The following is a 13,817-nucleotide window of genomic DNA, read 5'->3' as shown; positions in this document are numbered from 1 at the left end:
GTCTCGCCGGGAGGCGTCAGCGGCGGCGGAACTCCTCGGGTGAGGCCCGCGCACCGCGCTCGAACTCGGCGGCGAAGACCTCGTCGCCGAGCTCGGCGCGCGCGGCGGCGGTGATGCGGTCGACGTCGGCGGACTCGGCCGGGATCAGCGGCGTGCCCACCGACTCGCGCGCGTGGGCCGCCGCGCCCAGCAGCCGGGCGGCCCGGGCGTGCCGCCCGGCCAGCGCGTCGGCGCCCGCCAGCCCCTCCATGGCCAGCGCGACGGCCCTGGAGTCGCCGAGGCGGAGGACCAGCTCGAAGCCCCGGTGGTGGTGCTCGGCAGCGCGCCCGGCGTCGCCGCGCATCTCTGCGACGAAGCCGAACTCGGCGTGCACGAGCGTGCTGCTGGGCTCGAACGCCGAGTCGCGGTACCAGCGCATCACCTCGTCCAGGTGGCGTTCGGCGAGGTCGAGGTCGCCCTCCCGGCGGGCGCCGAGCGCAAGCCCGGTCACCGCGTAGACCTCGCCGGTCCGGAAGCCGTGCTCGCGGGCGATCTCGGCGGCGCGCTCGTGGTGTTCGCGGGCGAGGGCGTGGTCGCCGGTGAGCAGCGCGTTGCGGCCCAGCCACGTCAGCTGGTAGGAGACCTCCGGCCAGAGCTCGAGCTCCCGCGCCTTGTCGAGGCCCTCGCGGTGCAGCCGGCGCGCCCGCTCGTGGTCGCCGAAAGTCTCGGCGAGCACTCCCCGTGCGAACGACGCCTGCAGTTGCCCCCACCGGTCGCCGAGCTCGTCGAACAGCTCGGCGCTGCGTCGCGCGGCGCGGTCGGCGGAGGCGAGCTCGCCCGCGCCGAGCGCCTGGCTCGTCCGGTCGGCCAGCGCGGCGGCGATGCCCCACTTGTCGCCGAGGGCCTCGAAATCGCGCAACGCCGCGTCGGTGAAGCGCCGCCCGGCCGCCATGTCGCCGATGGTGGACTGCACGTAGCCGGCGAACCACAGCGCACGCGAACGCGCCCTCGGGTCGGCGATGCCCGCGGCCTGCTCGAACGTCTCCTCGTCGACCGGATCTCCTCCCAGCACCGCAAGACCCGCCGTCCAGACCGCGACCTCGGTGCGCCGCGACGGACTCGCCCCGGGCACCGACAGGGCACCGCGCAGCGCCCTGCACGCTTCGCGGAACCGGCCGCGCAGGAACCAGAACCACGTCAGCGCGCGGGCCAGCCGCAGCGCGGCGTCGGCTTCGCCGTGCTCGGCGAAGGTCTCCAGCGCCGACCGCAGGTTCGCGGCCTCGGCGTCCAGCTCGTCCAGCCGCTCGCGCTGGTGCGGGCCGCGCGACAGCGGTTCCGCTCTTTCGGCGGCGGTGAGGTGGTGGTGGGCGTGGCGCAGCCGGACCGCCGCCAGCTCCCCGGCCTGCTGGAGGCGGTCGAGGCAGTAGGCGGCGACCGACTCCAGCAGCCGGTAGCGCTGGCCGGACCGGCCGGGCTGGCTGACCACCAGCGACCGGTCGACCAGTCGGGCCAGCACGTCGAGGACGTCCTCGGGGCGCACGCCGTCGCCGGAGCACACCGCCTCCGCCGCCGCCAGCGTGCACCCGTCGGCGTGGACGGCGAGCCTGCGCAGCACGACCCGTTCCGGCTCGCCGAGCGGCTCCCAGCTCCAGTCGATCACCGCCCGCAGGGTGCGCTGCCGCGCGGGCGCGTCGCGCGGACCGGTGGTCAGCAGGCCGAACCGGTCGTCGAGCCTGCCCAGCAGCTCGCCGACGCCCAGCGCGCGCACCCTGGTCGCGGCCAGCTCCAGAGCAAGGGGGATGCCGTCCAGCCTGCGGCAGATCGCCGCGACGGCGGCGGCGTTGCCCGCGTCCAGCGCGAAGCCGGGTCGCGCGGCGGCGGCGCGGGCGACGAACAACCGCACCGCGCTGAACCGCCCGACCTCGGCCGCGGCCACGACGTCGGCGCCGGGGACCTCGAGCGGCGGGACGCTCCACACGACCTCGCCGGTGAGGCCGAGCGGCACCTGGCCCGTGGCCAGCACCCGCAGCCCCGGCGCGGCCCGCAGCAGGCGGGCGACCAGCGCGGCCACCGGCTCCACGACCTGCTCGCAGTTGTCCAGCAGCAGCACGACCTCCTTGCCGCGCAGGACATCGGTGAGCCGGTCGGCGGAGGCGCCCGCGACCTCCTCGCGGATGTCCAGGGCGGCGGTCACGACGGCCACGACCCACTTGTCGAGGGAGTCCGGGCCCGCGCTCACCTGCCGATCCAGACCGGCGAACTCGACCAGCCACACGCCGTCGGCGGTCTCCAGCGACCTGGCCACCTCCACCGCGAGCCCGGTCTTGCCGACACCGCCCGGCCCGGTGAGCGTGACCAGCCGCGACCCGGCGACCAGCGAGCGGACCGCGGCCACCGCGTCGGCCCGGCCCACCAGCTCGGTCAGCGGCGCGGGCAGGTTGGTGCGCCGCGCGGGACGGACCTCCAGCGCGGCGTCCTGCCGCAGGATCGACCCGTGCAGGGCGGTGATCTCGGGGCCGGGCTCCAGGCCGAGCTCGCGGTCGAGCCGCTCCCGCAGGTCGAGGTAGGCGTCCAGTGCCTCGCTCTGCCTGCCCGCCCGGTACAGCGCCCGCATCTGGACGGCGCGCAGCCGCTCGCGCAGCGGGTGCGCGGCGACCAGCTCGGCGAGCTCACCGGCCAGGTCGTCGTGCTCGCCGAGCGCGAGCCGGGCCTGCGCCCGGTCCTCCTCGGCGACGAGGCGCTGCTCCTCGAGCCGCCGCGCGAGCGGCGCCGCGAACGGCGCGTCGGCGAAGTCGGCGAGCACCGGACCCCGCCACAGCGCGAGGGCGTCGGTGAGCAGCGCGACCCGCTCGCGGGGGTCCGCCGCCGCGCGGGCGCGTTCGGTGAGCGACTCGAACCGCCGGGCGTCCAGCGACTCGTCGGCGACGTGCAGCAGGTAACCGGGCGGCTGGTGCCGGACCAGGTCGCGAGCGCCGGGCTCGGCGGCGTCCAGCACGCGGCGCAGCTGCGAGATCTTGGTCTGGATGGTGTTGGCGGGGTTGCCCGGCAGCCGCTCGCCCCACAGGCGGTCGGCGAGCCGGTCCACCGAGACCGCCCGGCCGGGTTCGACCAGCAGGCTCGCCAGCAGCGCGCGGACCTTCGCCTCGGGCACCCGGACCGGGCGCCCGTCGGCGGCCCACGCGGCCAACGGACCGAGCACTCCGAAACGCACGGTATGACCTTAGGGAATGCGTCGGACAAGGTCTGCGCAGCCGTGCGCGCTGGGCCTGCACCCAGCGGCTGACGCCGCTCGTGAGCCGACCGTGCGCCCCGTCACTTGATCGTGCCGACGAGATCGCCAGAATCGGACGCATGGCTTCCCCGAACGAGGACCCCGACACCCGCCGCCGCGGTTGGTGGCGCACCCCGCGGCTGAAACCCCGCGGCCTCAGCGCCGACGTGAAGCGGGGTGCGGTCGCCTCGGCGCTGGCGGTGGCGATGATCGTGGCGGCCGCGGTGGTCGACCCCGCCGCGCTGTTCCGCCACGGCTCCGCGCTCTACAAGACCGCCGCCATCGCGGGCGCGATCGTGTTCGTCGTGCTGGGCGCGATCGCCGTGCAGTGCCTGGCCAGGGAGGCGGGCCGCCGCACCCGGGTGCGGCTGAGCCCCAGCCACGCCGGGGCGCTGCGGCTGGTCATCTCCCTGGCCGGGTACGCGCTCGTCGCGGTCGTGGCGCTGGGAGAGCTCGGCGTGCGCGTCGACCAGCTGCTGCTCGGCGGTGCCGTCACCGGTGTGATCATCGGTATCGCGGCGCAGCAGTCGCTGGGCAACGTCTTCGCCGGGCTCATGCTCGTGACCGCACGCCCGTTCACCCTCGGCGACCACCTGGTCATCCACTCGGGCACGCTCGGCGGGCCGCTGCAGGGCCGCGTCACCGAGATGGGGCTGGTCTACCTGACGCTGGAGAGCGACGAGGGCCCGGTCAAGCTCCCCAACACCGCGGTGCTCAACTCCGCCATCGCCCCCAACAACAAGACCGACTCGGGGCGGTCCGGCCAGACCAACGGGTTCGGCAGCGAACAGACCACCGCCGGCTAGCGACGTCGCGGAGGACGACGTGAGAGCGGGCACACGGGCTGGGGAGAGGGCTTGGTACCAGCGCATTCGCCCCGTTAGCGTGCGGTTGCTTCCCACGGCCGCCCCCGGCACGCGGTCGTGGTCCCCCGAGGCGTCCCCGAGGAGGCTGCGTGAGCTCCCGATACCCGCTGGCCCGCGTGCCGTGCTCGCACTGCCGCGCCACCGACGTGTTCGGTGACGTGCGCCACCAGTCCGGTTGCCCGTCCGACGGCGACAACATGGCGTTCTTCGCGCACCCCGACCTGATGGATCTCGAAGCGCACATCGCCTCGTTCTACCCAGAGGCGTGAGCCTCCCGTCGCGGCCCTGGCCAGGGCCGCGACGGGAGGGGAACACCGGCGTTCTGGCGTAGCCTTGACGGCGTGGACGACCTCGGCAGACCGATCGCCTACCTCGCGCTGGCCGAAGGCACACCGGTCTTCGACCGCGACGGTGAGCGGATCGGGACCGTGGAACGCGTCGTCGCGGACCTGCCGATGGACATCTTCGAGGGCGTGGTCGTGCAGGGCGCGCGGCTTCCCGTCCGCCGCCTCTTCGCCGACCCCGACCAGATCGCGCAGATGCACGAACACGGCGTGCTGCTGAAGGTCGGCCGCGGCGAGCTCGCCGAGTACCGCGACCGCACCAACCCCAGGCGCGACAGTGCGGGCCGCCCGTTGCCGGAAGGCCGGTTGCACGCACTGGTGCGCCGCGCCTGGGACCTGATCAGCCGGCGCTCCTGACGCCGGGGCCGTCACGGCCCGCGCGCGACGGACACCTCCACGCACAGCGGTTCGACCACGGTGCCCAGCGGGTGCGTCGCGAGCGCCTGCGCGTTCGCGACGCCGAGACGGAACGCAAGTCACGCCGGCAAGTGCAATCGGGTCGTCGGGGCCTTGCAACCGCGTATTCGATCTGAGTAGTGCTACCGATGCGGCCCTGATCGCCCGTGGCAAGACTCTGGGCCCATGTCGCACTCCAGTTCAGGTGAGCGGTCCGACTGCGGACCCGATCAGGACGGCACGCTCGTGCTGCTCGCGGGCGAGCTCAACGCGATCGGGCAGCGCCTGGCCGAACTGGGCGCGGTTCTGCATTCCCGCGCCGCCGGGTCGGCGCCACAGCAGACAAGCGTGCCGCAGCAGCCGGCCATCCAGCCGCCGCAAGCCATGCCGCAGCCGCCGACGATGCCGCAGCGGCAGGAAGCCTGGGCGCAGCAGCCGTACGGCATGCCGCCCGCCCCGCCGCAGCCGACTCCCCACGCCCCGCCGTATCCGGAGATGCCGCAGCCGGTGCAGGCCGCGCGGGCCCCGCGCCGCCTCAGCGCCGGACAGCTCACCACGAGCCGCGTTCTCGCCGTCGCGGGCACCGCCGTGACGCTGCTCGGAGTGGTCTTCCTGCTGGTGCTCGCCGCGCAGCAGGGCTGGTTGCTGCCGCAGTTGCGCGTCGGCGGCGGAGCCGCGCTGGGCGCGGCGCTGGTCGCCGCCGCAGTCTGGGTCCACCGCAGGCAGGCCGGCCGCATCGGCGCATACGCGCTCGCCGCAACGGGTTTCACCGCGGTGCACCTGGCCGTGGTCGCCGCGACCTCGCTCTACGGCTACTTCCCGAAGCCGGCCGGCCTCGGCCTCGGGTTGCTCGTCGCCGCCGCGGGACTGGCGCTGGCCGACCGCTGGCGCGCGCAGTCCCCGGCGGTCGGCGCGGTGCTCGGCAGCGCCGTCTGCGCGCCGATGATCACCGCGCGGCCGGATGCGATGCTGGTCGGTTTCCTGCTGGTGTTGCAGATCGCCGCGACGCCCGTGCAGATCCGGCGCGGGTGGCGCGGGCTGACGCTGGCCGCCGCGGTCCCGTGCGTGCTGGGAGCCCTGGTGGCCGACGTCTGGAACCTCGTCCTGCCCCGCCACGACGGGACCACGCTGCTGGCCGTGCTGGCCGTGTCGCTGCTCGGCGTCGTGCTCGCCGCCGTGACCGCCGGGGCCCGCCGCGGCGACGACGTGACGGCGATCGGGCTGCTGGTCGCCTCGCCCGCCCCGGCGCTGCTGTCGGCGCCGATGGTGGAACGCGTGCACGCCGGACTGCTCGCGGCGCTGGTGGCCGCGATGCTGCTCGCGGTCTGGGCGGTGGGCAGGTTCCTGCCCGCGTTCCGCGAGCTGCTGCCGAGCCGCTTCACGGCGGTCGCCGGTGGCGCGGGTGCGGTGGCGGCATTGCAGGCGACGGTCACCTTCGTCGATCCCTCGGCGTGGGCGACCGCGCTGCTGTGCGAGGCGCTGCTGCTGGCGCTGGGGGCCTTCCAGTTGCGCAGCAGCGGAATCCTGCTCGGCGCGCTGTGCTTCGGCGTCGCCGGCTTCCTGGTCTCGATGGTCCACGAGGTGCCGATCGCGGCGCTGGCCGGCCTGGGACGCGCCCAGGGCATCCCGGGTGTGCTGGCGGGGCTGCTGATCGCGGCAGTCGCCGTTCTCGTGCCCGCGGTCGCGGTTCGGCTCGGCGCGCTGAGCCGGGAACCCGGTGGAGTGTGGGCACTGCCCGGCATGGTGCTGCTCTACGGCAGCGCCAGCACGATCATGGCGCTGGTGCTGCTCGTGCGCGATGACCGCACCGGCTTCCTGACCGGGCACATCCTCATCACGCTGAGCTGGGTCGGCGCGGCGATCTACCTGCTGCTGCGGGGAGTCCGGCTCACCCACCTGCGGGTGGCGGGGATGGTGCTGATCGCGGTGGCGCTGGCGAAGCTGTTCCTGTTCGACCTGGCCACATTGGACGGTTTCGCGCGCGTGGTGGCGTTCCTGTGCGCGGGGTTGGTGCTGCTGGCGGCGGGCGTGCGCTACGCCCGTCTGGTGGCCGCGGAGCAGTCCGACGCCTGAGGGCCTGGTCAGGTCCTCAGCAGCGAGTGCACGGCCATGACAGCGGGGGAGGCCCACCGCGTCGCCGAACGAACCAGCCAAAGGTGGTGCTCGGACGTGCGCGGGCCGCGCAGCTCGACCAGCCTGCCGTCGGCGATCTCCTCCTCGACGGTCGCGGTCGGCAGCAGCGCCGCGCCGAGGCCCGCCGCCACGCAGCGCTTGACGGTCTCGACGCTGCCGAACCGGGTGGGCGCGGCGGCCGGGGCGGCGGCGGACAGCAGCGCGGCGAGCTCGTCGCTGTAGCCGCAGCCCTCCTCGAGCAGCAGCGCACCGGCCTCGGCCAGCTCCGGCGCCGTGACCCGGCGCCCGCGGGAGAGACCGGTGGCCGGGCCCGCCACCAGAGACAGGCGCTGCGGTCCGAGATCGACGACGTCGAACCCGTTGCCGCTCACCGACGGCTCGAAGACCAGCGCGAGGTCGGCGCGGCGGTCGGCGACCGCGCTCAGCGCGTCACCGGTCGCCGCGGGCGCGAGTGACAGCCGCACGTCGGGATAGCGCTCGGAGAGTCCGCGCAGCACACCCGGAAGCCGGTACGCGCACACCGACTCGGGCGCCCGGAGGCGGACCTCGCCGGCCGGTGTCCGGTCGGCCGCGGCCAGCTCGGCGAACATCCGGTCCTCCAGATCCAGCATGTGCCGGGCGTGCTCGGCGAGCCGGGCGCCCGCCGAGGTCGCCACCGCCCCGGCCGCCGACCTGTCGAGCAGCCGGGCGCCGGTCAGCCGCTCCAGGGCCTGCACGTGCGCGGTGACCGTGGACTGGGCGTAGGAGAGCTCGGCCGCCGCCGCGGTGATACCGCCGGTGCGCACCACCGCGAGGAAGCTGCGGAGCAGCCTGGTGTCCATCGAGTTCTCCGATCGAAGGCATCGGAAGTCATCGTTGGACATGATGTCACCGGGTCGGCAGGCTGGTCACCATGGACGACATAGACGTGCTGCGGTACAGCGCCTTCGACGACGGCGGCCGGGGCGGCAACCCGGCCGGGGTGGTGCTCGACGCCCGCGGGCTGACCGAGGAGCGCATGCAGGAGATCGCCGCGGAGGTCGGCTACTCCGAAACCGCTTTCCTCGTCGAGCGACCGGGCGACCGCCACCACCGCATCCGGTACTTCAGCCCGCTGGCCGAGGTCGGGTTCTGCGGTCACGCGACGATCGCCACGGCGGTCGCGCTCGCCGAGCGCGACGGGGCGGGAGAGCTGCTGCTGACCGCACCGGTCGGCGACGTCGCGGTCGACACCCGGACCGAGGGCGGCCGGGTCGTCGCGACGCTCACCAGCGTCGCCCCGGCGGTGCGCGAGGTCGACGAGGGGGACCTGGCCGCGGTGCTCGGCGCGCTGGGCTGGGACGCGGCCGAGCTGGACCCCGGCCTGCCGCCGCGCATCGCCAACGCGGGCAACGACCACCTCGTGCTGGCCGCCGCCACCCGCCGGAGGCTGGCCGAGCTGGACTACGACCGCGCCGCGCTGGGAGCGTTGATGGCGGAGCGGGGCTGGACGACCGTGCACCTGGTGTGGCGGGGCGATGACGGTGAGTTCCACGCCCGCGACCCGTTCCCGCCAGGCGGCGTCTACGAGGACCCGGCCACGGGTGCCGCGGCGGCGGCCTTCGGCGCGTACCTGCGGGTGCTCGGCGCGGTCGAGCCACCGGTGCGGATCACCATCCACCAGGGTGAGGACATGGGACGTCCGAGCAGGCTGCTCGTCGACATCCCCGCCGGGGCGGCGTCGGGCATCGCGGTCACCGGCTCGGCCGTACCCATCTCCGAGTGACGTCGCCGACCCCTGGTGCGGGGGCGAGGTCCCGCGGGGCGCGGGGTGCACCTCCGGGCCGCGGCACGGCCGGACTTGCGGCCCGAAGACTCTCGGGCGGGCAGGCGCGGAGGGGGTGCGCTGTGGCTTCTCTCATGTGCCTGGCAGTGGGGGAGGGCTGTCGCCCCGGCGGTGTGATCGTCACAATGGCGGGCCATGAGCAGTCACCCGCCCCAGGGGCCGCCGCCCGGCGCGAGACGGGGCCCCGGTCCGGCTCCGCCCGGACCCGGGCCGCAGGGTCCCGGCCCCGGTGCTCCCGGCCAGCAAGGCCAGGGCCCGAGTCCTCAGGCTCCGAATCCGCAGGGCCCGAACCAGCAGGGTCCGAACCCGCAGGGCGCGCCGCCTCCGGCGGCTCCTGGCCCGTCGCAGGGCCCGCCGCCACCGCCCGGGCCTCCTCCGCAGGCACCCGTGCCACCGGGACCGCCGCCCGCGCAGGGCCGGCCGCCCGCGCCCGGACCTCCGGGACCTCCGCAGGCACCGCCCCAGGCTCCCCCGCAGGGCGGTGGACCGCAGGGGGCTCCGCCTGGGCCGCCGCAGGGCGCTGCGCCGCAGCCGCCCCGCCTGGGCCGCCGCAGGGCGCGCCGCCCGCTCCGCAGGGCCCGCCCGCGCCGCCGCAGGGTCCGCCGCCCGGCGGCGGGCAACCGCCGATGCCGCAGGGCCAGCAGCCGCGTCCGCCGCAGCCACCCGGCCCGCCTCCCGGTCAGCCGCCCGCGCAGCCTCCGGGTCCGCCGCCGGGAGCACCGGAACCGGCGACGCAGGCGGCACGTCCGCCGAACCCGCCGACGATGCGGTACGAGCAGCCACCGGCGCCGGCGCGGCAAGATCCGGAGCCACCGCCGTCCCGGTACGACGACCCGGACCCGTACGACCACTACGACCGGGACCGCGACTACGACTACGACCGCCCGTACGACCGCGAGAGCGACCGGGACTGGGACCGCGACTGGGATCGCTACGACAGGGACCGGGACCGGTACGACCGCGACCGGCGGTACGAGCGCGAGCGCGGGCGCGACCGGTACGAGCCGCCGCCGGAACCGCCGCCGGCCCGCCACGACCGACCGGAGCGCTCCTACGAGGAGAAGCGCGCCCGCAGGGCGGACCGCGCCAACACCCTGGCCATGGTCGTCCACCTGTTCACCGGGGTGGTCGCCACGGTGTTCGTGCTGCACATCGTGTTCCAGCTGTTCGGCGCGAACCCCGACAGCGGGTTCGTCTCGTTCGTCTACCAGACGGCGCGGATCTTCGTGTTCGGCTTCGGGGACGTGTTCACCCCGGGTGACGCGACGTTCGGCCTGGTGCTCAACTACGGTCTCGCGGCCGCCGTCTACCTGGTCGTGGGCCGCGTCGTCGCCGGAGCGCTTCGGCGCCGCTGATCCGGCGCGACGCGCAGGGCCGGGGACGCGAGCCGTTCGGACGGGGCTGCCGCGCAGCCCCGTCCGGCCACCGGCCGTGACTACGCCACCGGCCGTGACTACGCCACCGGCCGTGACTACGCCGCCGGCCCGCCCCGCCAGCCCGCGGGCACCTGGCCCAGGCGCATCCGCTGCGGGTGGTCGCCGACCTGGACGCTGCCGACCTCCTGCCCGGTCCGGTAGGAGATCGCCGACACCTTGTCGTCGCCGCTCCACGACACGTAGCAGTGCTGCCCGTCGGCGCTGGGAGTCGCCCAGTACGGCTTCTTGCCCGAGCGCACCAGTCCTTTGTGGCGCAACGTCTCCGGCGAGACGATCGTCGCGTAGTCCGACATCGTGCCCGCCACGCACAGGTCGGTGCCCGCGGGGTTCATCGCGATGCCGTGGTGGGCCGAGTCCAGCAGGTACTGCTCCCTGGGCAGGTCCTCCACCTCGTCGGCGATCGGGAGGTTGGCCACCCGGGTCACCCGGTCCTGCACCAGGTCGTACTCGACGAAGCCGTGGAAGAACGAGACCTGCAGGTAGGCGTAGCGGGCGTCCGGACTCAACGTCATCGGCCGCACCGCGGAGCTCATGTGCGGATAGCCCGCCTCGTCCAGCTCGGCGCCCATGTCGATGCGCCGGACCACCTGGCCGGTGGCGCGGTCGACGATCTGGAAGTAGCGCTCGCCCTTGGTCGTGTCCAGCGCCGGGTGGTCCAGCGGCGAGTAGACGTGCCCGATGCTGGCGTGCAGGATCCACCTGCCGTCGGCGGAGTAGACGTTCTCGTGCGGCGAGTCGCCGGACGGGAAGCGGCCGGTCTCGCGCCCGGTGGCCACGTCGAGCAGGTGCACCACGTTGCCGGTGGAGGCGGAAACGGCGACCTCGGTGCCGTCCGGGGAGATCGCCATGTGGTCGGAGCGCTGGCCTTCGACGGCGAACCGCCACACCAGCTCGCCGGTGGCGATGTCGATCGCGACCACGTCGGCGAAGCTCGGCCGCGAGACCACCAGCAGCCGCCCGTCCCGCACGCTGTAGGCGTCGTCGACGAACTGGTCGTGGCCCTCGCCGACCAGCGCGCGGATGCCCAGGAAGTAGGCCAGCCGCACCGGGTTCGCGTAGATCTCGCGCATCCGTTCGTCGCGGTCGGGCACGGCGTTGATCCGGCCGATGCTGGTGAGGCCGCCCTGCGCGGACACCACTTCCACGGTGCCGTCCCAGTTGTTGCCGACGAAGAGCACGTCCTGCGGTGCCGGCGCCGTCGCGTAGCCGGGTGTCACGACGGCGGCTCCGGCGAGTGCGAGCGCGGCCAGGCCGGTGGTGAGTATTCTCCTCATGCGCACACGTTCCCTTCGTCGGTCGGCGGTCGGTCCGTTCGGTGCGGTCCGTTCGGTGGCGAGGGACTGCCGGCGACAAGCCCGGTTACCGGCAGGTAGCTTGATCTCCGTAACATGATGGGGCATCCGGTCGTTGGGTCGACGTGGGATTCTTCCCAGACAACAGCGGAGATCTTCGTGACCGGACACAGTCCTGGCTCCTCCGGGGAGCCCTCGACCGCGATCGACCCCGTCACCGTCGACCCGATCACCGTTGGCGGAGTTGCGCTGCACCAGCGGATCACCGCCGCCGCGCCGGAACTGGTGGCGGCCGTCTTCGAGCGCATCCTCGCCGAGCTGCCCGCCTACGCCCGGATGCCCACCGAACTGCTGCGCGGTGACGTCACCCGGATCATCGGCGCGGGAGTCAGGGCCTTCGCCGAGGTCGTGCGCACCGGCCGGCGCCCGTCGCCGCGGTTCCTGGCCTCGCTGCGGGAGAACATCGCCCAGCGGGCCGAGGAGGGGGTGCCGATCGACGTGGTGCTCAGCGCGCACCACCTCGGCGTGCGGGTGAGCTGGGAGTTGCTGGGGCCGCACGCCGAACCCGCCGACCTGCCGGGACTGCTGCGGCTCAGCAGGTTGCAGCTCGCCTACCTCCAGGACGTCACCGCCGCGGTCTCGGCCGGGTACTTCCACGAGCGGCAGGCGGTGTTCAGCGAGGAGCAGGCAGCCCGGCAGGCCCTGCTCTCGGCGCTGCTGGAAGGCGGAGCGAACGCCGAGATCGCCGCCAGGGCGGGAATCCTGCTGCCGCCCTCGTATCTGGTGCTCGAGCTGGTGATCGGCGCGCACCCCGACGAGAACAGGTCCGATGTGGATGGTTCGGTCGCGGCGCGGCGCAAGCTCCGCAGGCTGCGCACCGAACTCGAACACCGAGCGCGCGATCCGGTGCTTTGTGCGCTCACCCCGGCAGGTGGCGTCGCGCTCGTGCCGTGCGCGCAACCCGCCGACGAGGTCGGCGAAGCCGACTGGGGGCGGCTGGCCTCGCTGGTCGAGTCGGCGTCGCGCGCGGCGGGCGCCGACGCCACGGCGGGTGCGGTGGCGGCAGCCCCGACCGATGTGGGAGAGGCGGCGGTCGTGGCGCGGGAGGTCCTCGACGTGGCGCTCGCCTGTGGGCGTCCCCCCGGCGTCCACCGGCTCGACGACGTGGCGCTGGAGTACCAGCTGTCCCGGCCGGGGCCTGCGGCGGAGAAGCTGGCGGCGCTGCTGGAGCCGGTCGCGCGCAAGCCCGAGCTGCTCGAAACGCTGCGGACGCACTTCGGCCACGGCCTCAACCGCAGGCACACCGCGCGGGCCCTGCACATCCACCCCAACACCGTCGACTACCGGCTGCGCAGGATCGCCGCCCTGACCGGGCTCGACACGACGGTGCCCGCCGAGCTGCCCCGCATCCGGGCCGCGCTGATCGCGCGCCAGGCGCTGACGTCGGCGCGACGGCGCTGACGGCCCTCGACGAGCCGTTCAGCGGGTGTCCGCCCGGGTACGGTGGGGTGTGCTCGACCGAGCGCACCGGAGCCGACGGGGACCTCCCGATGAGGACACGTCACCACCCGCACCCCGCCCACCGCGCGTGTCTCGCGGTGGCGCTGCTCGCGGTGCTCGCGCAGTGCTCCGGCCCCGCTCCGCCACCGCCCGCTCCGCCACCGCCCGCGTCGCCGCCGCCCACCGCCCCGGCGCGGGCGCCGTTCACCGCCGAGGTCTTGCCGGTCACCGCCGCCGAGCTGGGGCCGAGCTGGCGACCGGGCTGCCCGGTGGGGCCCGCCGAGCTCCGCCGCGTGCGCCTCGCCCACGTCGGTATGGACGGCGCGACGCACGTGGGTGAGCTGGACGTGCACCAGGACCGGGTCCGGCAGGTGGTCGACGTGTTCGGGCAGCTCTACGCTATCGGCTACCCGGTGGAGCGGATGCGTCCGGCGGGCTCCTACCCGGGTGCCGAGGACGAGCTGTCGATGCGGGACAACAACACCTCGGCGTTCAGCTGCCGCGACATCCCCGGCAGCGGCCGGTGGTCCCAGCACGCCCTCGGCCGCGCGGTCGACGTGAACCCGCTGATCAACCCCTACGTCGACGACACCGGCGCCTTCCAGCCCGCCAACGCCGCGCCGTACCTGGACCGCGCCCGCCGCGACCCGGGCCTGCTGCACGACGGCGACCCGGCCGTGCGCGCCTTCACCGACCGCGGCTGGGCGTGGGGCGGGCACTGGACCACGCCGCTCGACTACCAGCACTTCGAGATGCCCTGAGCGCCGCCGCGCCACATGGTGGTGCCAGCCGACGA

11 protein-coding genes are annotated in these 13,817 nt (G+C 74.8%); 8 read left to right on the top strand and 3 right to left on the bottom strand.

Features of this window, described 5'->3' with window-relative positions; all coding sequences use genetic code 11:
- Positions 1-16 precede the first annotated feature (16 nt).
- A complete protein-coding gene (locus HUO13_RS29740; RefSeq protein WP_211898273.1) occupies positions 17-3,190 on the bottom strand; it encodes a BTAD domain-containing putative transcriptional regulator in 3,174 nt (1,057 codons plus the stop codon).
- Positions 3,191-3,330: 140 nt separating this feature from the next.
- Between HUO13_RS29740 and HUO13_RS29735 the strand changes: the two genes are divergently transcribed.
- The 4 genes from HUO13_RS29735 to HUO13_RS29720 all read left to right on the top strand — a co-directional run bounded on the left by HUO13_RS29735 (position 3,331) and on the right by HUO13_RS29720 (position 6,929).
- On the top strand, positions 3,331-4,056 hold the full coding sequence (locus HUO13_RS29735; RefSeq protein ID WP_211898272.1) for a mechanosensitive ion channel family protein: 726 nt from the start codon (positions 3,331-3,333) through the stop codon (positions 4,054-4,056).
- Between the two features lie 149 nt (positions 4,057-4,205).
- The gene (locus HUO13_RS29730; RefSeq protein ID WP_211898271.1) at positions 4,206-4,385 is read left to right on the top strand and encodes a hypothetical protein; all 180 of its coding nucleotides are present in this window, start codon (positions 4,206-4,208) and stop codon (positions 4,383-4,385) included.
- A 72-nt stretch (positions 4,386-4,457) separates the two neighbouring features.
- The gene (locus HUO13_RS29725; protein WP_211898270.1) at positions 4,458-4,817 is read left to right on the top strand and encodes a PRC-barrel domain-containing protein; all 360 of its coding nucleotides are present in this window, start codon (positions 4,458-4,460) and stop codon (positions 4,815-4,817) included.
- Positions 4,818-5,042: 225 nt separating this feature from the next.
- The gene (locus HUO13_RS29720) at positions 5,043-6,929 is read left to right on the top strand and encodes a DUF2339 domain-containing protein (RefSeq protein ID WP_211898269.1); all 1,887 of its coding nucleotides are present in this window, start codon (positions 5,043-5,045) and stop codon (positions 6,927-6,929) included.
- Positions 6,930-6,937: 8 nt separating this feature from the next.
- On the opposite strand, the gene HUO13_RS29715 is transcribed toward HUO13_RS29720, so the two are convergent.
- Positions 6,938-7,810, bottom strand: coding sequence for a LysR family transcriptional regulator (locus HUO13_RS29715; protein WP_211898268.1), 873 nt, complete (start codon positions 7,808-7,810; stop codon positions 6,938-6,940).
- A gap of 71 nt (positions 7,811-7,881) precedes the next feature.
- On the opposite strand from HUO13_RS29715, the gene HUO13_RS29710 reads away from it, so the two are divergent.
- Together HUO13_RS29710 and HUO13_RS29705 are read left to right on the top strand one after the other, a co-directional pair.
- Positions 7,882-8,733 (top strand): PhzF family phenazine biosynthesis protein, encoded by an 852-nt coding sequence (locus HUO13_RS29710; protein ID WP_211898267.1) that lies wholly within the window; start codon positions 7,882-7,884, stop codon positions 8,731-8,733.
- An 824-nt stretch (positions 8,734-9,557) separates the two neighbouring features.
- Positions 9,558-10,148, top strand: coding sequence for a hypothetical protein (locus tag HUO13_RS29705; RefSeq protein ID WP_211898266.1), 591 nt, complete (start codon positions 9,558-9,560; stop codon positions 10,146-10,148).
- Positions 10,149-10,264: 116 nt separating this feature from the next.
- Here HUO13_RS29705 and HUO13_RS29700 read toward each other — a convergent pair whose 3' ends face one another.
- The gene (locus HUO13_RS29700) at positions 10,265-11,503 is read right to left on the bottom strand and encodes a YncE family protein (RefSeq protein ID WP_211898265.1); all 1,239 of its coding nucleotides are present in this window, start codon (positions 11,501-11,503) and stop codon (positions 10,265-10,267) included.
- A 177-nt stretch (positions 11,504-11,680) separates the two neighbouring features.
- On the opposite strand from HUO13_RS29700, the gene HUO13_RS29695 reads away from it, so the two are divergent.
- Positions 11,681-12,982 (top strand): PucR family transcriptional regulator, encoded by a 1,302-nt coding sequence (locus HUO13_RS29695; protein WP_249124173.1) that lies wholly within the window; start codon positions 11,681-11,683, stop codon positions 12,980-12,982.
- An 89-nt stretch (positions 12,983-13,071) separates the two neighbouring features.
- The gene (locus HUO13_RS29690) at positions 13,072-13,782 is read left to right on the top strand and encodes a M15 family metallopeptidase (protein ID WP_211898263.1); all 711 of its coding nucleotides are present in this window, start codon (positions 13,072-13,074) and stop codon (positions 13,780-13,782) included.
- Positions 13,783-13,817: the final 35 nt, after the last annotated feature.

This window comes from Saccharopolyspora erythraea (assembly GCF_018141105.1).
Taxonomy (GTDB): domain Bacteria; phylum Actinomycetota; class Actinomycetes; order Mycobacteriales; family Pseudonocardiaceae; genus Saccharopolyspora_D; species Saccharopolyspora_D erythraea_A.
This window is presented reverse-complemented; position numbering and strand designations above follow the sequence as displayed.

Bases quoted from the DNA above. Each gene is read 5' to 3' on its own strand.
- HUO13_RS29735 (WP_211898272.1), top strand. From the start codon at position 3,331: ATGGCTTCCCCGAACGAGGACCCCGACACCCGCCGCCGCGGTTGGTGG.
- HUO13_RS29720 (WP_211898269.1), top strand. From the start codon at position 5,043: ATGTCGCACTCCAGTTCAGGTGAGCGGTCCGACTGCGGACCCGATCAG.
- HUO13_RS29715 (WP_211898268.1), bottom strand. From the start codon at position 7,810: ATGGACACCAGGCTGCTCCGCAGCTTCCTCGCGGTGGTGCGCACCGGC.
- HUO13_RS29710 (WP_211898267.1), top strand. From the start codon at position 7,882: ATGGACGACATAGACGTGCTGCGGTACAGCGCCTTCGACGACGGCGGC.
- HUO13_RS29705 (WP_211898266.1), top strand. From the start codon at position 9,558: ATGCGGTACGAGCAGCCACCGGCGCCGGCGCGGCAAGATCCGGAGCCA.
- HUO13_RS29700 (WP_211898265.1), bottom strand. From the start codon at position 11,503: ATGAGGAGAATACTCACCACCGGCCTGGCCGCGCTCGCACTCGCCGGA.
- HUO13_RS29690 (WP_211898263.1), top strand. From the start codon at position 13,072: ATGAGGACACGTCACCACCCGCACCCCGCCCACCGCGCGTGTCTCGCG.